Origin of the sequence: Cellulophaga sp. RHA_52 (assembly GCF_007827205.1) — a bacterium.
Taxonomy (GTDB): Bacteria; Bacteroidota; Bacteroidia; order Flavobacteriales; family Flavobacteriaceae; genus Cellulophaga; species Cellulophaga lytica.
Genome location: NZ_VIRZ01000001.1, coordinates 2881113 through 2902717, shown reverse-complemented (window position 1 = coordinate 2902717; position 21605 = coordinate 2881113). Strand labels below are relative to the sequence as shown.

24 protein-coding genes are annotated in these 21605 nt (G+C 31.7%); 17 read left to right on the top strand and 7 right to left on the bottom strand.

What is annotated here, in order from left to right:
- Positions 1 to 46 precede the first annotated feature (46 nt).
- A complete protein-coding gene (locus JM80_RS12895) occupies positions 47 to 1519 on the top strand; it encodes a M14 family zinc carboxypeptidase (RefSeq protein ID WP_144710451.1) in 1473 nt (490 codons plus the stop codon).
- Here the strand turns inward: JM80_RS12895 and JM80_RS16455 are convergent, their stop codons facing one another.
- Both JM80_RS16455 and JM80_RS12890 read right to left on the bottom strand, forming a co-directional pair.
- Positions 1520 to 1687, bottom strand: coding sequence for a hypothetical protein (locus JM80_RS16455; protein ID WP_013622357.1), 168 nt, complete (start codon positions 1685 to 1687; stop codon positions 1520 to 1522).
- A gap of 170 nt (positions 1688 to 1857) precedes the next feature.
- Positions 1858 to 2958: a VWA domain-containing protein gene (locus JM80_RS12890; RefSeq protein ID WP_144710449.1), complete on the bottom strand. Its 1101-nt coding sequence runs from the start codon at positions 2956 to 2958 to the stop codon at positions 1858 to 1860.
- Positions 2959 to 3170: 212 nt separating this feature from the next.
- Here JM80_RS12890 and JM80_RS12885 point away from each other — a divergent pair, with 212 nt between their 5' ends.
- From JM80_RS12885 to JM80_RS12835, 11 genes are all read left to right on the top strand, one after another.
- Complete coding sequence (locus JM80_RS12885; RefSeq protein ID WP_013622359.1) at positions 3171 to 3632, top strand: (2Fe-2S)-binding protein; 462 nt, start codon at positions 3171 to 3173, stop codon at positions 3630 to 3632.
- A 24-nt stretch (positions 3633 to 3656) separates the two neighbouring features.
- On the top strand, positions 3657 to 5822 hold the full coding sequence (locus JM80_RS12880) for a molybdopterin cofactor-binding domain-containing protein (RefSeq protein ID WP_144710447.1): 2166 nt from the start codon (positions 3657 to 3659) through the stop codon (positions 5820 to 5822).
- Between the two features lie 2 nt (positions 5823 to 5824).
- Positions 5825 to 6070: a MoaD/ThiS family protein gene (locus JM80_RS12875; RefSeq protein WP_075695529.1), complete on the top strand. Its 246-nt coding sequence runs from the start codon at positions 5825 to 5827 to the stop codon at positions 6068 to 6070.
- A 25-nt stretch (positions 6071 to 6095) separates the two neighbouring features.
- Positions 6096 to 7079, top strand: a complete 984-nt coding sequence (gene moaA, locus JM80_RS12870; RefSeq protein ID WP_144710445.1) for a GTP 3',8-cyclase MoaA — start codon at positions 6096 to 6098, stop codon at positions 7077 to 7079.
- 33 nt (positions 7080 to 7112) lie between these two features.
- Positions 7113 to 7715, top strand: a complete 603-nt coding sequence (locus JM80_RS12865; protein ID WP_013622363.1) for an NTP transferase domain-containing protein — start codon at positions 7113 to 7115, stop codon at positions 7713 to 7715.
- A 9-nt stretch (positions 7716 to 7724) separates the two neighbouring features.
- The gene (locus JM80_RS12860; protein WP_144710443.1) at positions 7725 to 8789 is read left to right on the top strand and encodes a HesA/MoeB/ThiF family protein; all 1065 of its coding nucleotides are present in this window, start codon (positions 7725 to 7727) and stop codon (positions 8787 to 8789) included.
- Positions 8790 to 9989 (top strand): molybdopterin molybdotransferase MoeA, encoded by a 1200-nt coding sequence (locus JM80_RS12855; protein ID WP_144710441.1) that lies wholly within the window; start codon positions 8790 to 8792, stop codon positions 9987 to 9989.
- Between the two features lies 1 nt (position 9990).
- Positions 9991 to 11001, top strand: a complete 1011-nt coding sequence (locus JM80_RS12850) for an XdhC family protein (protein ID WP_144710439.1) — start codon at positions 9991 to 9993, stop codon at positions 10999 to 11001.
- Positions 11002 to 11010: 9 nt separating this feature from the next.
- Entirely contained in the window at positions 11011 to 11595 is a 585-nt protein-coding gene (locus JM80_RS12845) for an NTP transferase domain-containing protein (protein WP_013622367.1), read from the top strand.
- A gap of 116 nt (positions 11596 to 11711) precedes the next feature.
- Entirely contained in the window at positions 11712 to 12200 is a 489-nt protein-coding gene (locus JM80_RS12840) for an RNA polymerase sigma factor (protein ID WP_034643796.1), read from the top strand.
- Between the two features lie 2 nt (positions 12201 to 12202).
- The gene (locus JM80_RS12835; RefSeq protein WP_075695535.1) at positions 12203 to 12799 is read left to right on the top strand and encodes a hypothetical protein; all 597 of its coding nucleotides are present in this window, start codon (positions 12203 to 12205) and stop codon (positions 12797 to 12799) included.
- Positions 12800 to 12868: 69 nt separating this feature from the next.
- Here the strand turns inward: JM80_RS12835 and JM80_RS12830 are convergent, their stop codons facing one another.
- The gene (locus tag JM80_RS12830; protein WP_144710437.1) at positions 12869 to 13132 is read right to left on the bottom strand and encodes a heavy-metal-associated domain-containing protein; all 264 of its coding nucleotides are present in this window, start codon (positions 13130 to 13132) and stop codon (positions 12869 to 12871) included.
- A gap of 161 nt (positions 13133 to 13293) precedes the next feature.
- Between JM80_RS12830 and JM80_RS12825 the strand changes: the two genes are divergently transcribed.
- From JM80_RS12825 to JM80_RS12815, 3 genes are all read left to right on the top strand, one after another.
- Positions 13294 to 13866 (top strand): uracil-DNA glycosylase family protein, encoded by a 573-nt coding sequence (locus JM80_RS12825; protein ID WP_034643788.1) that lies wholly within the window; start codon positions 13294 to 13296, stop codon positions 13864 to 13866.
- Positions 13867 to 14125: 259 nt separating this feature from the next.
- Positions 14126 to 14575, top strand: a complete 450-nt coding sequence (locus JM80_RS12820; protein WP_013622372.1) for a cold-shock protein — start codon at positions 14126 to 14128, stop codon at positions 14573 to 14575.
- A gap of 124 nt (positions 14576 to 14699) precedes the next feature.
- The gene (locus tag JM80_RS12815; RefSeq protein WP_144710435.1) at positions 14700 to 16052 is read left to right on the top strand and encodes a DEAD/DEAH box helicase; all 1353 of its coding nucleotides are present in this window, start codon (positions 14700 to 14702) and stop codon (positions 16050 to 16052) included.
- A gap of 3 nt (positions 16053 to 16055) precedes the next feature.
- Here JM80_RS12815 and JM80_RS12810 read toward each other — a convergent pair whose 3' ends face one another.
- Positions 16056 to 16652 (bottom strand): ACP phosphodiesterase, encoded by a 597-nt coding sequence (locus JM80_RS12810; protein WP_034643780.1) that lies wholly within the window; start codon positions 16650 to 16652, stop codon positions 16056 to 16058.
- A gap of 95 nt (positions 16653 to 16747) precedes the next feature.
- Here JM80_RS12810 and glmM point away from each other — a divergent pair, with 95 nt between their 5' ends.
- Positions 16748 to 18136, top strand: coding sequence for a phosphoglucosamine mutase (gene glmM / locus JM80_RS12805; protein ID WP_144710433.1), 1389 nt, complete (start codon positions 16748 to 16750; stop codon positions 18134 to 18136).
- A 55-nt stretch (positions 18137 to 18191) separates the two neighbouring features.
- Here the strand turns inward: glmM and JM80_RS12800 are convergent, their stop codons facing one another.
- Positions 18192 to 19079, bottom strand: a complete 888-nt coding sequence (locus JM80_RS12800) for a lysophospholipid acyltransferase family protein (protein WP_038506686.1) — start codon at positions 19077 to 19079, stop codon at positions 18192 to 18194.
- A gap of 58 nt (positions 19080 to 19137) precedes the next feature.
- Here JM80_RS12800 and JM80_RS12795 point away from each other — a divergent pair, with 58 nt between their 5' ends.
- Entirely contained in the window at positions 19138 to 19785 is a 648-nt protein-coding gene (locus JM80_RS12795) for a rhomboid family intramembrane serine protease (protein ID WP_038506689.1), read from the top strand.
- 73 nt (positions 19786 to 19858) lie between these two features.
- Here JM80_RS12795 and JM80_RS12790 read toward each other — a convergent pair whose 3' ends face one another.
- Complete coding sequence (locus tag JM80_RS12790; RefSeq protein WP_144710431.1) at positions 19859 to 20968, bottom strand: TlpA disulfide reductase family protein; 1110 nt, start codon at positions 20966 to 20968, stop codon at positions 19859 to 19861.
- Positions 20969 to 21074: 106 nt separating this feature from the next.
- Positions 21075 to 21590 (bottom strand): hypothetical protein, encoded by a 516-nt coding sequence (locus tag JM80_RS12785; RefSeq protein WP_034643763.1) that lies wholly within the window; start codon positions 21588 to 21590, stop codon positions 21075 to 21077.
- Positions 21591 to 21605: the final 15 nt, after the last annotated feature.

Sequence of the window (21605 nt, the reverse complement as noted above, 5' to 3'; positions counted from 1 at the left end):
GCTTAATACCATTCATTATCTTGCAGTAATATAAATTTATACAATAATGAAATCTTTAATTTTAAGTATAGTAACTATATTAAGTTTTACAGTTGTTGTTTGTGCACAAGAAACAGAAATAACTAATGGTTTACATAGCACTTATAATACATACAAAGAATTGTCTTTAAAACAACGAAGAATAAAACATAAAGACTTGCAACCTTTAATAAAAAAGTATACTAATAATGCTAAGTTTAAGGTAACTAAAGTAGGTGAATCTATAGAAGGACGTAGCATTTCTTTAGTGAGTATAGGCACAGGGAAAATAAATGTGTTTTTATGGTCTCAAATGCACGGAGATGAACCTACTGCAACACAGGCTATTTTTGATATTCTCAATTTTTTAGATGCTAATTCGTTTCAGAAAGAAAAAGAAAAAATATTAAGTAAGCTAACGCTTCATTTTTTGCCAATGTTAAATCCGGATGGGGCAGAATACTATACACGTAGAAATACACTGGGTATAGATATAAACAGGGATGCTTTGCATCTACAATCTCCAGAGGGTAGAACATTAAAAAGGGTAAGAGATAGTCTTAAAGCTAATTTTGGTTTTAACCTACACGACCAAAGTACGTATTATAATGCAGAGCGTACAAATAAACCTGCTACTATATCTTATTTAGCGCCAGCATATAACTATGAAAAAGATATTAATAAAGTACGTGCAAATGCTATGAAAGTAATTGTTTATATGAACAGTATTGTACAAAAATATGCACCAGGACAAGTAGGGCGTTATAATGATAATTTTGAGCCGCGTGCTTTTGGTGATAATATACAAAAGTGGGGAACAAGTACTATTTTAATAGAGTCTGGTGGTAATTATGATGATGTAGAGAAACAAGAAATACGTAAGCTAAATTACGTATCTATCTTATCTGCTATATACACTATTGCAAATGGATCTTATGCTAATATTGCTATAGATGATTATAATAAAATCCCTGAAAACGATAGAAAAATGTTCGACTTAAAAATGACGAATGTTAGTTATAATCTGTTAGGTAAAACATACAAGTTAGACATAGGGGTTAACCACACAGAAATAGATAACCCTATGCACACAAATTTTTATAATATAGGTAGAATAGCAGATCAAGGAGATTTGTCTACGTACTACGGCTATACCACTTTTAATGCAGAAGGTTATACTGCAGTACAAGCAAAAAAATATCCAAAAACGTTAAAAAGCTTAGAGCAGTTTTCTAAGCTTAACGCTTTTGCTTTATTAAAAGAGGGGTATATGTATGTACCTGTAGATAAAGTACCAGTTAAACTAAAAAATACCCAATTACCATTACATATAGTAAACACTGGTTATGTGCTACCTAAAGTAATGCGTTTAACACCTGGTAAAAATCCTAATTTCTTTTTAGAAAAAAAAGGAGAGCTAGTGTACGCTATTGTTAATGGGTATTTAATAGATTTGAAAACTAAAAAAGGTTATTTTAAAAACGGACTAATTTTAAAGTAATTAATAACCAAAACCTGTAATTACTTGTTGCGGGTTTCTTAGGATTGCTGTTAGCATTGTAAAACTAATTAATACAATGCTAATAAATACACTTATTACAAATGCTTTGTAAATTACTGGCTTGTTGCCAATGGCACTTTCGTGGATAATTTCTTTTAGTATTCCCATTTTAATATATGTTATAGTGTTAGTAATTGGTTTGCAATTGTAAGTGTAAATAACAATTGCTTGGTATGTTAGTATAACAACTATAGCTAGGAAAACCCTACTTTTTAAACATAAAAAAAGAGCTTCTAAACAGAAGCTCTTTTAATTTATAGGTGTTAATTTTAATATTGTTATAAGTCGCAACCTCCTGTAAAACCATCTGCGCTAAATTTAGTTTGTACAGCGCCTTCTCTATTTTGTTTTTTTACTTGTATTACCAAATTACTTGTGCCACTACCATCTCTTTTAGGAGTGCAGTACTCAAATAAGTAAAAACTATTTGCTCTTTCAGATATTTTAGTAGAGATCTCATTAAATGTAGTTTCTAACTCTTCTTTATTAGTGGCAAATACACTAAATGTTTTACCAAGTTCTTTTAAAATTTCAGCATCAATTTCACTACCTAAGCCAATAGAAAAGAAAGATATGTTAGGATCTGCATCTGTTACCTTTTTTAAGGCAGCAGCTTTAGTGTATCTAGACGCTTGGTCTGTACCATCTGTAAATAAAACTACAGAGGCTGCACCAATAACATCTTTAGCAGTATTATCTTTTAAATATTTACTTGCTAAATCTGTAGATCTTATTGCTGCTCCGTATAAATCTGTAGAGGCATCAGAGCTAATAGTACTTGTAATACTTTCTATTGCAGAAACTAACTCGTCTCTAGAAGAAGTTAATGGGTTTAGCTCATGTAATTTATCTTCGCCATCAAACCAATGAATACTCATTGTAAAAGAATCACTTTTGTCTTCTTCTTCAGGCATCACATTATTAATAAAACTAATAGACGCAGCTTTTAATTCGTCTAAACTACTATCTAATACACTTTTACTTAAGTCTAATACAAGTAGTGTGCTGTTATTAAAAATTTGTCCGTTTGGAGATATTTTTTTAGATGATTCGGTAGTAGATATTTTATTAAAACAATCATCATTTCTACCTTGTTCATATATTGTAAAATCATCCTCTACTAAACCAACAACAGGGTTGCCGTCTGCGTCAGATACTTTAAAAAAGACTGATACTTTAGAGGGTTTAGCTGTGTATTGTTCTTGTATGGATAATATTAGATCATTCTCGCCAAAACCAAGACAATCATCTACTGTTGTTCCTTTTCCTAATTCACCCTTATCGTTAAAGTCAAAATCTACATCGTCATCTGCGTTACCACAAGAAATAGCTAGTAACGTTAAACAAAAAACAGAAAAAATCTTCAAATTCAATTTCATATATAATAATTTATGTTCATTAGTGTTAACGGCGGTAAACGTACAAAATTATGACTTGCTATGGTAAAGCCTGTTAAAAAATGTTAAGGTTTGTTATTAAATAGTTACACAGCTAGTAATAGTTAAAATTGTACCAGTAAATCTTATTTTTTTTGGTAAATTGTGTTTAATAAAGTTATACTCTTAATTGTTTCACCTATAAATCAACCAATATGCCAGCATACACAGTAAAGATTAACGGAAAAGAACAAACAGTAAATGTTAGTGAAGATACACCTTTATTATGGGTGTTAAGAGATCAATTAAATTTAGTAGGTACTAAGTTTGGTTGTGGTATTGGTCAGTGTGGTGCATGTACAGTGCATATAAATGGTAATGCTGTGCGTAGTTGCTCTACACCAATTAGTGTTATAGCAGAAAAGGAGGTAACAACAATAGAAGGTTTGTCTACAGAAGGTTTACACCCTGTACAAGAAGCTTGGAAAGAGGTAGATGTACCACAATGCGGATATTGCCAAGCGGGACAAATAATGACGGCTTCAGCTTTTTTAGCAAAAAATAGTAGTCCGTCATCAGAAGAAATTAAAAGTGCAATGCACGGTAACATTTGCAGATGTGCAGCTTATAACAGAATCCATAAAGCAGTAGAAGTTGCTGCTAATAAATTAGCCTAATCACTCAATTTAAAAGCAACAACTATGTCAGACTCAAAAATAACATTTAGTAGAAGAAATTTTATAAGAACATCCTCTTTGGCAAGTGGCGGATTATTAATTGGTTTTAATCTTTTTAACTCTTGTAAACCCAATGCAAAAGCACCTGTAGATATTGCAGACTTAGATTATAAAGATTTTAATGCCTACATAAAAATAGCAGAAAACGGAGCTGTAAGTATATTTTCTCCAAACCCAGAAATAGGTCAGGGTGTAAAAACTGCTATGCCTATGTTAATAGCAGAAGAGTTAGATGTAGCTTGGAGCAATGTAAACGTTATACAAGGAGATTTAGATACTGTAAACTTTCAAAGGCAAGTAGCAGGTGGTAGCCAGTCTATACGTCTTGGTTGGGAGCCTCTACGCCAAACTGGTGCTACAGCTAGGCAAATGTTAGTAAATGCAGCAGCAGCCCGTTGGGGAGTAGACCCTAGTAGCTGTACTACAAAAAATGGAGTAATTACAAATGCAAAAGGAGAAACATTAGGTTATGGAGCTGTTGTTACTGAAGCAGCAGTATTAGATGTTCCAGAGAATGTTACCTTAAAAGACCCTAAAGATTTTACCATAATTGGTACAGATGCTGTAAATGTAGATATTGATAAAATTATAACAGGTAAGCCTTTGTTTGGTTTAGATTATAAAGCAGATGGAATGGTGTATGCTGCAGTTGTGCGCCCGCCTGCTTTTGGTAAAAAACTTGTTTCTTTTGATGCTTCTAAAGCTAAAGAATATAGTAACGTTATAGATGTTATTGAGTTTGAAAATAAAATTGCAGTACTAGCAAAAGATACTTGGTCTGCATTTAAAGCAAAAAATAGCATTAAAGCAGAGTGGAAAACTGAAGAAGAATTAGAAAGTACAGAGGACCATAACAAAATATTGCAAGAGTTATTACAAAATAAAGATGCTAAGGTATTACGTGAAGACGGTAATGTAGATAAAGCTTTTGCAGAAGCAGATAAAATATTAGAGCGTACATATGAAGCTCCTTTTTTACCTCATAATTGTATGGAACCTATGAATTTTTATGCAAATGTAACTGCAGATAAAATTCATTTGGTGGGGCCTATACAAACACCACAGCGTACTGCTGCTGGTATAGCAAATAGTTTAGGTAGAAAGCCTGATGAGGTGCATTTAGAAATGACTCGTATGGGAGGTGGTTTTGGCAGACGTTTATATGGAGATTTTGCTATAGAGGCAGCAACTATATCTAACTTGGCTAAAAAGCCAGTAAAGGTTGTTTACTCTAGAGAAGATGATATGACGGCAGGTATATACAGGCCGGCATCTAAATATAAAATAAAGGCAGCTATTAAAAATGGTAAAATAACAGGCTATCATTTAAGAGAGGCTGCTGTTAATGGTAATATGTACGGATTAATTCCTAACTTTTTTCCAGCTGGAGCTATAGAGAATTATAAGGTTGATGCTGCAAATTACCAAAGTAAAGTTACAACAGGTGCTTGGCGTGCTCCTTATACCAATTTTTTAGCTTTTGCAGAGCAAAGTTTTTTTGATGAACTTGCAGATGAGTTAAATGTAGACCGTGTGCAAATGAGACTAGACCTGTTGCAAAAAGTTAAAGGTACTACAGATGAAAAAATACAGTATTCTCCAGAACGCTTAGAGAATGTTATAAAATTAGCAGTAGAAAAATCTAACTGGGGAAAAACTTCAGATACTACTTACCAAGGTTTTTCTGCGTATTATTGTCATAACTCTCACGTAGCAGAGGTTGCAGATGTAGAAGTGGTAAATGGCCAGCCCGTAGTTAAAAAGGTTACCTGTGTTATAGATTGCGGTATTGTAGTAAACCCAATAGGTGCAGAAAACCAAGCTCAAGGTGGTGTTGTAGATGGTATTGGCCATGCAATGTATGGTGATTTTGCTTTTGATAAAGGAGTGCCTTCTTCTAAAAATTTTGATACATATAGGTTAATAAGAATGAAAGAAGCTCCGGTAGTAGAAACTCATTTTGTAGAAAACAATTTAGCACCAACAGGTTTAGGAGAACCAACCTTACCACCAGCAGGTGCAGCAGTTGCAAATGCATTAAAAGCAGTAACAGGGCATAGGTTTACACAACAGCCTTTTACTAAAACCCCAGAACATTTAAAAGTGCAGAAAAAAGAGATTATAGGTTAAATATGAAAATTTTACTATTTGGAATAACCAAAGATATTATAGGTTCTAGTGTGTTAGACGTTACTAACTTTACAACCAATACACAAAAAACAGTAGGTGATTTACATACCTACTTGCAGGAAAAATATCCAGATTTAAAAAAACTGTCGTCATTAGCAATTGCTGTTAATAATGCTTATGCAGAACACAATAGCATATTAAATGATACAGATGAGGTTGCTTTAATACCACCAGTAAGTGGCGGATAATAGTTATACAAACGAAAGGAGAATAATGCTGATAGACAATCATAATAGAAAAATAAATTATTTACGCTTAGCTGTTACAGATCGATGCAATTTGCGTTGCAATTATTGTATGCCGTCTGAGGGAATTAACTTTGCCAAAAATAATAAGCTTTTTACCATTGAAGAGTTGGTAAAACTTAGTGAAATTGTTGTGTCTCAGGGAATAGATAAAATAAGAATTACTGGTGGCGAGCCTTTTGTACGCAAAGACCTTATGGTTTTACTACGTAAACTAGCTGTTTTAAATGGTTTAAATGATATCTCTATAACCACCAATGCAACATTAATTGGCCCGTATATTAGTGAGTTAAAACAATTAGGTATTACCAATATAAATGTAAGCTTAGATGCAATTAATAAACAAACATTTAATAAAATTACACGTAGAGATACGTATGACACGGTTTACGGTAATTTAATTAAATTAATTTCTGAAGGTTTTAATGTACGTATTAATTTTATTGTTTTAGACGGACAAAATACAGAGGATATAATTTCTATTTTAGAACTAATGAAGCATTACAACGTTTCTATTAGGTTTTTAGAAGAAATGCCATTTAATGGAGGTTCTAAGGAGTTTTCAACCATAAAATGGGATTACAAAAGTATATTTAATCATATTAAAACTGCTTTTCCTAAAATTGAAAAATTAGAGTCTCCTGCTACATCAACTTCTATCAATTATAAAATTAAAGGCCATAAAAGTACTTTTGGTTTAATACCGTCTTTTAGTAGAACATTTTGTGGGTCTTGTAACAGGTTGCGTATTTCTGCCACCGGAGATGTAATTACGTGTCTATATGCCAAACCAAGCAATAATTTAAGAGCTATTTTAAGAGAAGGAAATTCTGATGAAGCTGTAAAACAACAAATTTTAAAAGCAGTAGGCAGTAGAGCAAAAACAGGATTTGAAGCTCAAAAAAAATACGATGGTATTTTTAGCAATTCAATGACATCTATTGGCGGATAATTGCCTGCATAAACAATCTAAAACTTTTTTATTTTGAATAAAACGGAACTATACGGACTAGTATTAGCTGGTGGTAAAAGCACTAGAATGGGAACAGACAAAGGTGCAATTACCTACCATAATATTCCGCAAAGAGAATATTTATACAATTTACTAGCACAACTATGTAGTAAAACGTATTACAGTATTAGAGAAGATCAAAAAAAAGAATTTTCTAATACTACAAATGTTATTGTAGATGAAAATAAATTTAAAGGACCGTACAATGGTTTGTTAAGTGCATATAATACCAACTCTAATGTAGCTTGGTTGATTGTAGCTTGTGATTTACCTTTGCTAGACTTAACTGCTCTACAGCAACTAATAAAAGAAAGAGATAACACTAAACTGGCAACTGCTTTTGCTACTAAAGAAAGTAAACTACCAGAACCTTTATGTGCAATTTGGGAGCCAGAGGCTTTGCAAAAATCTGAAGCGTATTTAAATGCAGGTAATGGTAGTTGTCCGCGTAAATTTTTAATTAATTCAGATTGTAAACTTGTGTATCCAGAACAAGATAAAGTATTGCTTAATGCAAACTCTAAAGAAGAATATGATGTTGCATTGCAAAAAATAGAAGAACAACTTGCTAAATAATTATTATCTATGAATATGAGGTACATTAGACAAACTGTTTTAAAGGAGTTTGGTGATGCTGCACAAAAAAAACTAGCTAAAGCAAAGGTTCTAGTTGTTGGTGTAGGCGGTTTAGGTATTCCTGTTTTACAATATTTAAACGCAATGGGTGTTGGTACTTTGGGTTTGGTAGAAGCAGATACTGTAGATATTACCAATTTACAACGTCAGGTATTGTATACAGAAGCTGAGGTTGGAGCATCTAAGTTAGCAACAGCTATAGAAAAATTAAAAGCTCAAAATAGCAATACATTATTTAAACAGTACAATACATTTTTAGCAAAGGATAATGTTTTAGATATAGTTTCTGGTTTTGATGTGGTTGTAGATGCTTCGGATAATTTTGCTACTAGATATTTAGTTAACGATGCTTGCATTATTTTAAACAAACCTTTTGTTTCTGGAGCAATACAGGGTTTTGAAGGTCAGCTAAGCGTTTTTAATTATAAAGGCGGACCAACATACCGTTGTTTGTTTCCTAATATGCCTTCTGCTCATGAAATACCTAATTGTAATGAAAACGGAGTGCTTGGTGTAGTGCCTGGTATAATTGGTAATTTACAAGCTTTAGAAACTGTAAAGTTACTAACGGGAGTAGGAGAGGTGTTGTCTGGAGAATTATTATTATTCAATGGTTTGCATCAAACTTATAATAAAATAAAATTTGCAGCTGTAAATAAGAATTTAAAACGTACTGAACTGGAAGATTCTTATGGTGATAATGGTTGTGCTACAGGAGCATCAATCACAATTAAAGAATTTAAAGAGTTAGTTGATAATAATACCAATTTTCAATTGATAGATGTGCGTACTATTAATGAGTACAATGTTTATCATATTCCAAACTCTATACATATACCACTTGCAGAGTTAGATTTTCATCTATCTAAAATAAAAAATAATACCACAACATATGTTATTTGTCAGTCTGGTAAACGTAGCAAAATAGCGCAAAACCAACTAGCAGAAAAAACTATAAATGTAGTAAATGTAGAAGGTGGTATAAATGCTTTTAAAAGCATAGAAATAGTGTAAATGATAACATTTAAAGAAGCATATAATAGCGTATTGCAACACACGGTAGATTACGGTACAGAACAAGTACTGTTAAAAGATGCTGTAGGTAGAGTTTTAGCTGTAGATATTAAGGCTGACAGGGATTTTCCGCCATTTAACAGAGCAACAAAAGATGGTATAGCATTGTCTTTCTCTGCAATAAATGATGGTCAAAGTTTATTTAAAATTGAAGCGGTAATACCAGCAGGTAGCCCTACAATAGAACTTAAGGATAAAACGGTATGTGTAGAGATTATGACAGGCGCAGTTGTACCCAAAAGTACAGATGTAGTGGTAATGTATGAAGATGTTGTAATACATAATGGTTTTGCAAAATTACAAAAACAGCCAGTTAAAGGTCAAAATATACATATAAAGGGTAGTGATGAGCTTAAGGGGGCTACTGTATTACGTAAAAATACACTAATTACTGCAGCAGAAATTGGTGTGCTTTCTGCTGTTGGCGCAGCTAAGGTATGGGTTAAAAAGTTACCTAAAATTACAACAATTGCTACAGGTAATGAGTTGGTAGAGGTTGCAGAAGTTCCGTTACCGCACCAAATACGTAAATCTAACATAAACTCTTTATATGCGGCTTTGCTAAATGAACACATACTTGCGCAAACGTTACATTTAAAAGATAGTAAGGAGGCTATAAAAGATGCTTTAGAGGTAGCTTTGAAAACTAATGATGTATTGTTGCTGAGTGGCGGAGTTAGTAAGGGTAAATTTGATTTTTTACCAATAGCATTAGAAGAATTAGGCGTAGAAAAAGTTTTTCATAAAGTATTACAAAGACCAGGAAAACCATTTTGGTTTGGGGTTCACAAAGCAACTAATACAGTAATTTTTTCGTTCCCAGGTAACCCAGCATCTACTTTTGCCAACTACCATATTTATTTTAAACCTTGGTTAAATAAAAGCTTAGGTTTAACGGTTTCTAATAATTATGTTATTTTAAACGAAGAACTTGATAATAAAGGTAGTTTAACCTTATTTTTACGTGTTAAAGTTACTTTTATTAACGGTAAACTACTTGCAAACAGAATTATAGAAAACGGTTCTGGTGATTTAACCAGTTTGGCAAATTGCGATGGCTTTATTTGTATAGCCCCAAACAAAAACAGTTATAACAAAGGAACTTTGGTACCTTTTATACAAACAAGGAGATTATTGTAAAATGACGCATGAACTTAAAAAAATTGTAACGGCTTATACTAAAGCTAAACAGCAAAATATAAAAACTGTTTTAGCAACTGTTGTTGCCTTAAATGGCTCATCATACAGGCGTCCGGGAGTACGTATGCTTATATTAGAGAACGGAGAAACCGTTGGTGCTGTTAGCGGTGGTTGTGTAGAAAAAGAAGTATTAAGGCAAGCTGCAACTGTTTTTACAACTGGTGTAGCTAAGGTAATGACATATGATGGTAGATATAGATTAGGTTGTGAAGGTATTTTATATGTTTTGCTAGAGCCTTTTACACCAAACACAGTTTTTTGTGATACGTTTTGGAAAGTAGTAGCAGATAGAGATGATTTTAGTATTACATCATATTTTGAGCAAAAAGATGCTGAAAATGGTAGTTTTGGATCTGTTTTTAGTTTTTTTAATAAAAAATATGCAGTTTATGATAAGTTTCAACTTAATAAAGAACTACCTGCTTTTACTCAAAATTTAGAGCCTTGTTTTAAATTAATGATTATTGGTGCAGAACATGATGCTGTACAATTAACATCTTATGCTGCCTTAACGGGTTGGGAAGTTACCGTTTGTGTTATTCCTAAAGAAGAGAAACAATTATCAGATTTTCCTGGAGCAGAGAGTATACAAGTTGCAGTGCCAGAGCTACTAGAGGTTTCTAAAATAGATAATCAAACCGCAGTTGTTTTAATGACGCATAGCTATGTAAAAGACCTACAGTATTTATTGGCATTAAAAAAAGCACAGCCAATATACATAGGTTTATTAGGGCCAACAACCAGAAGAGAAAAATTATTAAATGAGTTTATAGAACATTATCCTGAGGTAAATGATGCTTTTTTAGACGTAATTCACGGTCCGGCTGGTTTACACATAGGAGCAGAAACACCACAAGAAATTTCTATAGCAATAGTAGCAGAAATATTAACAGTAATAAGAAAAACAAAACCTATACGATTAAAAGATAAAATTGGAAAAATACACAACTAAACTATAACAATGAAAATAGCTAATATTATTTTAGCTGCGGGTTCATCAACTAGAATGCAACAAACTAAACAAGTATTACCTTATAAGGATACAACACTTTTGGGTAATGCAGTACAACAAGCAGAGGGCACAGCTCTGTTAGATGTTTATGTAGTTCTAGGTGCAAACGCAGCCGAAATTAAAACACAAATTAACGTAAAAGAAGAACAAGTTTTTATCAACCTAAATTGGAAGAAAGGACTTGGGAGTTCTATTGCTCACGGAATTGTAGAATTACAAAAACTAGACGAAGAGTACAGTGCTGTTTTAATATCATTGGCAGATCAGCCATTAATAGACAGTGCATACCTTACTAAAATGGTAAGTCTGTTTTCTACATCGGTTAGTACCATTGTTGCAACAAACTATGGAGAAAGAGTAGGTGTACCTGCTATTTTTGATTCTCAATACTATGCAGAATTAAGAGAATTAAATGAAGATTTTGGAGCTAAAGAGATTCTTATAAAACACGCAAGTGAAATTGTAATGGTAGAACCTAATGGTAAAGAAATTGATGTAGATACACAGCAAGATTACAACAGTATTGCACATTAAAATTGTCTGTAATCTTTAGTAAATAAACAACCTCTAAATTTTTAGAGGTTTTTTTATGCTTAAAAGTGTGATTTTTTTAAGATAACTTATACTAATATTATAAATTAAAGTTGCTTATGAGCAAGGAAGAAAAATTTGTAGAGCTTATACAAAACAACCAAGGATTAATATTTAAGGTTACCACTGTATACACTAATAATAAAGCAGATCAGCAAGATCTTTATCAAGATATTGTATACCAACTCTGGAAGTCTTTTGATAGTTTTAATAACCAATCTAAAATAAGTACTTGGTTGTACAGAGTAGCTTTAAATACTGCATTAACAAAAATTAAAAAGCACACTAAAAAACCTAAAAGTGTGCCTATAGAGAAAGTAATTGTGCAACAAGCAGAAGATTATAACCCTATTTATGAAGAGCAATTAAAACTTGTTTATGCCCAAATACAGCAGCTAAATGTATTAGAAAAGGCCCTTATGTTATTGCTGTTAGAAGGAAAAAAATATGAAGAGATAGCAGAAATTGTTGGTATTACCACTAGTAATGTTGGAACCAAAATTTCAAGAATAAAACAAAAATTAAAGAATAACATTTTAAAGCAATAATTATGAATATTGATGAAATGCAAGCTGTTTGGCAACAAATGGATAAAGATTTAAAAAAACAGAAAAAAATAACCAATACATTAGTTATGAAAATGACACAAGAGCGTTATAAAAACAAGTTTGGAAAATTAGCAACTTATGAAACTTTAGGAGCTTTAGTTTGCTTTGTAGCTGCTATTGTAATAGTGTTTAATTTTGGTAAATTAAACACGTGGTATTTGGCTTTGTGTGGTGTACTTTTAACGGTTTACTTTGTAACGTTACCAGCTTTAGTTTTAAAATATTTGTATGCTATTAAAGCTATAAATATTGATGTTGCTAGCTATGCAGTAACGTTAAAAAAATATCTAAAGGCAAAAAATAAGCTGCTATTAGTACAACAATTAGGTATTTACTTAAATTTTGTAGCATTGTTATTAGTTATTCCTGTTTTTTCTAAACTATATAAAAACAAAGATGTTTTTATAACTCCAAATACAACTTGGTTTTGGTTAGTTCCTGTATTAGTAGTATTACTATTAGTTGTGTCTAAATGGGGATACAATTGTTATGTAAAAATAACCAGTTCTGCAGAAAACTTACTTAAAGAACTAGAGTAACTAGCATAGCATCAAAATAAAAAAAGCAGCCATAATTAGGCTGCTTTTATTTTTTTTAAAATATAGTGTTTATAACTGAAATAATCCTCCTTTAGGAATTGCATGAAAGCCAGTTGGTTTTACTGCGTTTTCAACTTTTTCAATTTCAACTATTTCTGTAGTATGTATTGTAATTTCAGCAGGAAAAACGTCAGTATTTACTAATACATCTTTAATACCATTAACCGTAAGTATTGCTTCTACAACTTTAGCAACTTCTACTTGTTCTTTTGCGTTTGTGGTAAATATTTTACCGTGGTTACCAGGTATTACATTATCAGAAAGTAAACTCATTTTATATGTTTTTAAGGGTGCGTATAATCAAAATATTTACAAAATTAAATATTATTACCTGCAACCTCTAATTTAATAACCTAAAAAAAGTATAATTGTTTAAAGTTTTACGTCTAAACTTATACTATACATGGTTTTAATTTTTAAATTGGTTGTGTAATATGCAAGAGTTATTGTCAGAAATAAAAAAGTGTACTGTTTGCAGTGCTAAATTGGCTTTAGGGCCACGGCCAATAGTTAGTGCCTCTGCAAAAAGCAAAATTGTTATTGTTGGACAGGCTCCAGGTAGCATAGTGCATAACACCGGTATTCCTTGGAACGATAAAAGTGGAGAAAACTTAAGAAACTGGATGGGGATATCTACAGAAGATTTTTATAATACAGATAAAGTAGCTATTATTCCTATGGGCTTTTGTTACCCAGGCAAGGGCAAATCAGGTGATTTACCACCAACAAAAGAATGTGCTCCTTTATGGCATAAGCAAATTTTAAATGGTATTAAAAATGTACGTTTAACACTTTTAATTGGTGCTTATGCACAGTCTTACTATTTAGGAAATAAAGCAGAAAAAACACTTACACAAACGGTTAAAAATTACCACACATATTTGCCAAATTATATGGTGCTACCACATCCGTCTCCAAGAAATAATATATGGCAAGCAAAAAATAAATGGTTTGTTACAGATGTGTTACCAGAGCTTAAAATACAAGTAAAAGAAATATTAAAATAAAGCTTAAAAGTTTTAAAACCATTAATTATCAAAAAATTAACTTTGAAAAAACAGCTTAATACTAATTTATATTTTATAATTTTGTATATTTGTAGCCTAAAAGAAAGTTTAAATACACAAACACGTGGTTCCTATAAATCCTGATTCTAGATCTTTTTAGACAGGTTCTTAAGCAAAAGTCGCCCATCTACGTATTTACTCCATTCCTTTTTAAAGAGCTATACAGGCTAAGTACAATTCTAAAAAATAGTTAATTTTAATGGCGAGATCGCAACAGACATTCGGTAAAAAAGAAAAAGAAAAAAAACGTTTAAAAAAACGTGAAGAAAAAGCAAAGCGTAAAATAGAAAGAAAAGCAAACTCTAAAGGTGGAGAGTTTGAAGATATGATTGCGTACGTTGATGAAAATGGACACCTTACCGATACGCCTCCAGATCCAACTAAAAAAGTTAAAGTTGACGCAGAAAGTATTGTTATAGGTATTCCTAAGAAAGAAGAAATGGAAGAAGAAGATCCAGTAAGAAACGGTAAAGTTTCTTTCTTTGACACTTCTAAAGGTTTCGGCTTTATTATTGACGCAGAAAATAACGAAAAGTATTTTGTACACGTTAGTGGTTTAATAGATGAAATATCTGAAAATGATAAAGTAAGCTACGAACTAGAAAGAGGTATGAAAGGTATGAATGCCGTTCGTGTGAAAAGAATATAGTACAATACCAACATATTGTATACAAAACGGTCATATTTAGTATGACCGTTTTTTTTAAATCTAATTTTGTAGTCATAACTATACGACTAGAAAATAACTTGTAACTTTGTCCAAAATATTATAAATGGAATCTTTCTCTGACTTTAATCTTAAAAAACAATTGCATTATGCAATTGACGACTTAGGGTTTACAACTCCAACACCTATACAAAAAGAAGCTTTCCCGGTAGTTATGTCTGGTAAAGATATGATAGGTATTGCACAAACAGGTACAGGGAAAACCTTTGCTTATATGTTGCCAATTTTACAAGATTTGGCTTTTTCTAAGCAAAAAAATCCAAGAGTATTAATTTTAGTGCCAACAAGAGAACTGGTTTTACAAGTTGTAGAACAAATAAACAGTTTTGCTAAGTACATTAATGTACGGGTAATGGGTGTTTATGGTGGAACAAATATGAACACCCAAGCACAAGCAGTATCTCAAGGATCAGATATTATTGTAGCAACACCTGGCCGTTTATATGATCTTGTTTTAGCAAGAGCTTTGCAATTAAAATCTATAAAAAAATTAGTTATAGATGAAGTAGATGTAATGCTAGATTTAGGTTTTCGTTTTCAGATAACTAATATTTTTGAATTGCTACCAACTCGTAGGCAAAACATTATGTTTTCTGCTACAATGACAGATGATGTAGAAACACTAATAAACGACTTTTTTATAAATCCCGAAAAAGTATCTATTGCCGTAAGTGGTACTCCGTTAGATAATATATCGCAAACTTGTTATGCTGTACCTAACTTTTATACCAAAGCAAATTTATTGGTACACTTGTTAAAAGACAAAGAAACCTATAAAAAAGTATTAGTTTTTGTTGCCAATAAGCGTTTTGCAGATCGTTTATTTAATTCTTTAGGAGAAATTTTTTCTGATGAATTATGTGTAATTCACTCTAATAAAACTCAAAATTATAGAATACGTTCTATAAACCAGTTTGATGAAGGTATTAATAGAATATTGGTAACCACAGACGTTATGGCACGTGGTTTAGATTTAGATAAAATATCTCACGTAATTAATTTTGATACGCCTACTTTTCCTGAAAACTATATGCACCGTATTGGTAGAACAGGTAGAGCAGAGGAAGAAGGAAATTCTATTTTGTTTTATACAGAAAAGGAAGAGCAGTATAAAGATGCTATTGAGGAGTTAATGGATTATAATATTCCGACTATAGATATGCCAGAAACTGTAGAAATATCTAAGGAATTAATACCAGAAGAGCGACCAAAAATTTTAGAGCACCACAATCCTATTAATCTTAATGCAGAAGAAAGAGGTGCTAGCTTTCATGAAAAGAAAGAGAAAAATAAAAAAGTAAATAAAGGTGGTTCTTATAAGTTTGAAATTGCCAGAAAATATAAGAAACCAAAAACAAGAGGAGACAAGAATTATAACAAACGCAATAAGAAGAAATAGTGTTTATTCTTCTTCAAGTAAAGACGTATACTTTTGTTTTGCAAAGGTGGTTAGTTCTTCAAAAAAAGAAGTAAACTCATCTTCAAACTCATTGTAATGTTCTTTTAAATCTACAATGGCAAAATTCATTTTAGATCTGTTTTTTGTACGTCTATTCATTCCGTCTAAAACCTTAGAAATACCCGTTAAGCTTGCATAACTAAGTATCCAATTATCAGCAATCATATAAGGCATCATACGCTTTGTGTTTTCTGGTAGTATAAGATAATTGTCTTCTAAAAGATCATAAAATTTTTCAACAAATTCATCCAAAGGAGTATCAGAGTAATTCTTCCAATTTTTAGCTAAAAAGTGGTCATAAAAAATGTCTACAATTACACCGCTATAATGTCCGTAATTTTCGTGTAATTTTTTAGTGCTTTTACGTACCGTTTTGTGCGCGTCTGTAAAAGTATCTATATGCCTGTGTAAGGTAATTCCCTTTTGTATTTTTTTAGGTAAGTGTTTGTACTTGTTTCCCCTAATGCTATCTGCTATAAAGTTTCCTATAGTAATTTCATCATCTTCAAAAGAAAGGTAAATGTGTGCAAGAAAATTCATAAGTCGATATTAGCATTCTTAAAATCGAATTTACAAATTCAAAACATAAGAATTGCTTTTGTACATGTATATTTGTAAAAACTTTTATAATATATATGACACTAATCAAATCTATTTCGGGAATACGAGGAACAATAGGAGGTAAGCCTTCAGAAAATTTAACACCATTAGATGCAGTAAAATTTGCTGCTGCTTATGGTATTTGGTTAAAAGAGTATGCTAAAAAAGATAAATTAAAAGTAGTTATTGGCCGTGATGCTAGATTGTCTGGAGAAATGATTCAGAATTTAGTTGTATCTACCTTGGTAGGTTTAGGTATAGATGTAGTAGATTTAGATTTGTCTACTACACCAACTGTAGAAATTGCAGTGCCTTTAGAGAAGGCAGATGGTGGTATTATATTAACGGCTAGCCACAACCCAAAGCAATGGAATGCTTTAAAGCTTTTAAATGAAAAAGGAGAATTTTTAAATGCAGAACAAGGGGCTAAAATTTTAGCAATAGCAGAAAAAGAAGATTTTACTTTTGCAGATGTAGATGATTTAGGATCTATCTTAAAAAATGACTCTTACATAGATATACATATTGATGAAGTTTTAAACTTATCATTGGTAGATAAAGAGGTAATTAAAGCAGCTAAATTTAAAGTAGTTGTAGATGGTGTAAACTCTACCGGTGGTATTGCAATACCAAAATTGTTAGAAGAATTAGGAGTAGAAGTTGTAAAATTATATTGTGATCCTACAGGTCATTTTCCTCATAACCCAGAACCATTAAAAGAGCATTTAGCAGATATATGTGAATTGGTAGTTAAAGAAAAGGCAGATTTTGGTATTGTAGTAGACCCAGATGTAGACCGTTTAGCTTTTATTAGTAATGATGGTGAAATGTTTGGAGAAGAGTATACTTTAGTTGCTTGTGCAGATTACGTATTGGGTAAAACTAAAGGTAATACTGTATCTAACTTATCTTCTTCTAGAGCACTTAGAGATATTACAGAAAAATACGGTGGCACGTATGAAGCTGCTGCAGTTGGAGAAGTAAATGTAGTTACTAAAATGAAGGCTAATAACGCAGTTATTGGAGGTGAAGGTAATGGAGGTATAATTTACCCAGAAAGTCATTATGGTAGAGATTCTTTAGTTGGTACAGCTTTATTTTTAATGCTTATGGCAGAAAAGGGTGGTACTGTTGCAGAATTAAGAGCTAGTTACCCAAGCTATTTTATGAGCAAAAAGAAAATACAATTAACACCAGGTTTAGATGTTGATGGTATTTTGGTTGCTATGGCAGATAAATATAAGAATGAAGATATATCTACAATAGATGGTGTAAAGATAGATTTTGCAGAAAATTGGGTACACTTGCGTAAGTCTAACACAGAGCCAATTATTAGAATATATACAGAAGACAAAAGTCAGGCTGAAGCAGATAAGCTTGCAGACCGTATAATTGCAGAAATTAAAGAAGTAGCAGGTTTGTAATAAACAGGCTGTATTAAAACAAAAAACTCATTGCTTTTAAAGGCAATGAGTTTTTTTATTTGTCAAATTTAGGTTTTTTACCCGCGTGTTTCCAACGTTTGTGCGTCCATAAATAATACTCAGGTTTTTCTTTAATTTGCTCTTCAGTAAGTCTTAAAAACTCTTCAGTAATGTAATCTTTTTCGGTTTCTTTACCAGCTAAAGTTATAGGTATAAATTCAACTTTATAATATCCTCTTTTTACTTTAGACACTTTTGCATACACTACTGCTAAATCTAGTTTTCTAGCTAAAGTTTCTGCTCCGTTGTGTATAGGCACGTTTAACCCCATAAAATTGCTCCAGTGTTGGGCTCTAGAGTACTGGGGAGATTGGTCGCTTACCATACCATATATAGCTCTTACTCCTTGTTTTTCGTTTCTAATAACAGTTTTTACGGTATCTTTTTGTGTAATGGGAGTAGTGTTCCAGCGTGCTCTTAAGTTTCTTATCCATTTATCAAAATACTTATTAGCAATTTTTTGATATACAGCATAGCCTTCAGTATCTATAAGGTTATTAATACTTACCATCCATTCCCAATTGGCATAATGGGCACAAACTAATAAAATACTTTTATTTTTTTCAATGGCTTTAAGTTTGTCTATATCAACAACATTAAACCTTTTTTTTACCTCAGCTTTAGACAAGCTCATTGTTTTTACCATTTCCATAAACATATCACACATATGTTTATAAAATTTTATTCTAATGGTTTTTAGTTCCTCATCTGACTTATTAGGAAATGTAAGTTTTAAATTGTCTAAAACTACTTTTTTACGGTAACCAAATACACGAAATACAAAAAAGTACATAATATTAGAAACCCCATAAAATAAAGTATGTGGTAATATAGAAACAACCCAAAGTATAGGATAAACTAAAATAAAAACTAGTAACTGCATTAAGAATAAAATTATGCAAATATAACTATATTTGACGCTAAACTACAGCAGTTAAAACATGAAATTACACCCAGTTACAATAGTCATTATAGCTTTAAATATAATTTTTACCTTAAAAGGGTTAAAAGACACTTCTTTTTTTGAACGCTATAAATTTAGTATTGGTGGTATAAAAGCAGGACAAAAAGAAAGAATGTTTACTTCTGGCTTTTTGCACGTAGATATATCGCACATATTTTTTAACATGTTTACGCTTTATTTTTTTGCTAATGTAGTTATAGCATATATGGGACCTTTATACTTTGTGCTTATGTATGTAATAAGTTTATTAGCAGGCAGTTTGTTGGCTTTGTTTTTTCATAAAGATGAGCCTTATTATAGTGCAGTAGGGGCAAGTGGTGCTGTAACAGGTATTTTATATGCAGCAATTTTATTAGAGCCTAATATGCGTTTGGGTATTATGTTTATACCAATACCAATGCCAGCATATGTTTTTGGTATAGGGTATTTATTGTACTCTATTTATGGGATGAAAAAGAGAATTGGTAATATTGGGCATACAGCGCATTTTGGTGGTGCTATAGGAGGTTATGTAACAACCTTATTTTTTATGCCTAATTTAATTTTTACAGATACATTAGTAGTTGTATTAATGGCTGTACCTATAATAGTTTTATTTGTTTTAGATAAAATGGGAAAAATATAACCTTGTAATAGTATAAAAAGTTAAAAAGGCCGAAACTAAAACTAGTTTCGGCCTTTTTTTATAGTATTAATTACTATTGAAGTAATTCTGCTATTTTCTTTTCTAAGTCGTCTCCTCTTAGGTTTTTAGCAATAATAACACCTTTTTCATCTAAAATAAAAGTAGAAGGTATAGATGTTACATTGTATAATTTAGCAATTTCTTGTACGTCTTTTTCATTGTATACGTGACTCCAAGGTAAGCCATCTTCTTCAATAGCTTTTTTCCATTCAGTTGCATTTTTATCTAAAGAAACACCAACAATATTTAATCCTTTATCATGGTATTTGTTATATACATTTACAACATTAGGATTCTCTTTTCTACAAGGTACACACCAAGCCGCCCAAAAATCTACTATTGTTACTTTGCCTAAAGCATCTTTTAATGCTAAAGGTTCTCCGTTTAAGTTGGGAGCTGTAAATTCTGGTGCTTTTGCGCCAATAGAAGTTGCTTTGTTTTTATTTATCATTTCTAAGATAGCCGAAACTGCAGCTGTCTTTTTAACCTCTTCAGATAAATTATTAACAAGTTCGCTAATTTCATCTTCTGTTAAAATTCTGTTTTGAAACAATCTGTTAATTACCATTCCAGATATTACAGCATTAGGGTTTTCTTTAACAAAGTTAACTTCAAACTCTTTTCCTTCTTCTTGTATTTCCTTTATTTCATCTTGTAAAGCTTTTACAGTAGCTGTATCCTGAGCCATAGCAGCTTTTTGATAATCTTTTTGTATAGATTGTACTTTTTCTCCTATTTTTTTAGATCCTTCAATAAAATCTGTAAACATATCGTTTTGTGGTGTACCAGATATAATAACGTTTCTTAAGCTATCTTTATGAGTACTCATTTCAATAGTTCCTTGTTCAGGAAAAAACATCATATTACCTCTTACTTTGTCAATAAATACATAGTAAGGATCTAATGTAGTAGGTATAGGCGTATTAAATACAAACTTGCCATCTTTTACAGTAACAGTATCTATTTCTTTAACAGAATTGTTTTCTCCTGCTGTTTTTAAAAACACTTGTGTACCATCTGCAACATCTCCTCTAAGGTTTCCGTTAAGTACAACTGAATCTGTTTTTTCTCCACAAGACACTGCTAATACAGCAATAGTAAGCGTAACTAGTAATTTTTTCATTATAAGTTTTTATTTTTATGTGTTACAAATGTAGGTAAACTAAAAGTGATAAAAAAAGCCCTTAACATTTTGCATGGTAAGGGCTTGTTTATCTTTATTTTAACTATTAAAACTTGTATCGTAGACCAAGTGCAATATCAAAGTCAAAATTATCACTAAAATGCTCGTAGCCTGTTAAGCCAATTTCTGGTCTAATATCTAAAGAGACTAGTAATGGAAAGTCAAAATTATACTCTATACCTACATCACCAGCAGCAAAAATAAACAAACCACCATCTGGTTTTTGAACGTTTGAAGGATTGCTTGGATCTGCAATAGGCTCAAAATCTACACTACCAAAACCTGCACCTGCACCATAGTACCAGTTAAAGCCATTGTCTATAGCAAATACCCATTGGTGTATACCAGAAACTTTAAAGGCATCAAAGTTTTTGCTATCTCTCCAACCTAAATTGGCTTCTAAACGTGTATATCTTGTTAAACTTTTTTGGTATGACAATTCTGCTCCAAATCCTTTGCTATCTCCTAGTCTTAAACCTGCTGTATGCTCTGCAATATCTTGAGCACTTAGAGTGGCTGTTATCAAAAAAACAAAAAACGGAATTACTTTTAAGATTTTCATAATACTATATAATTT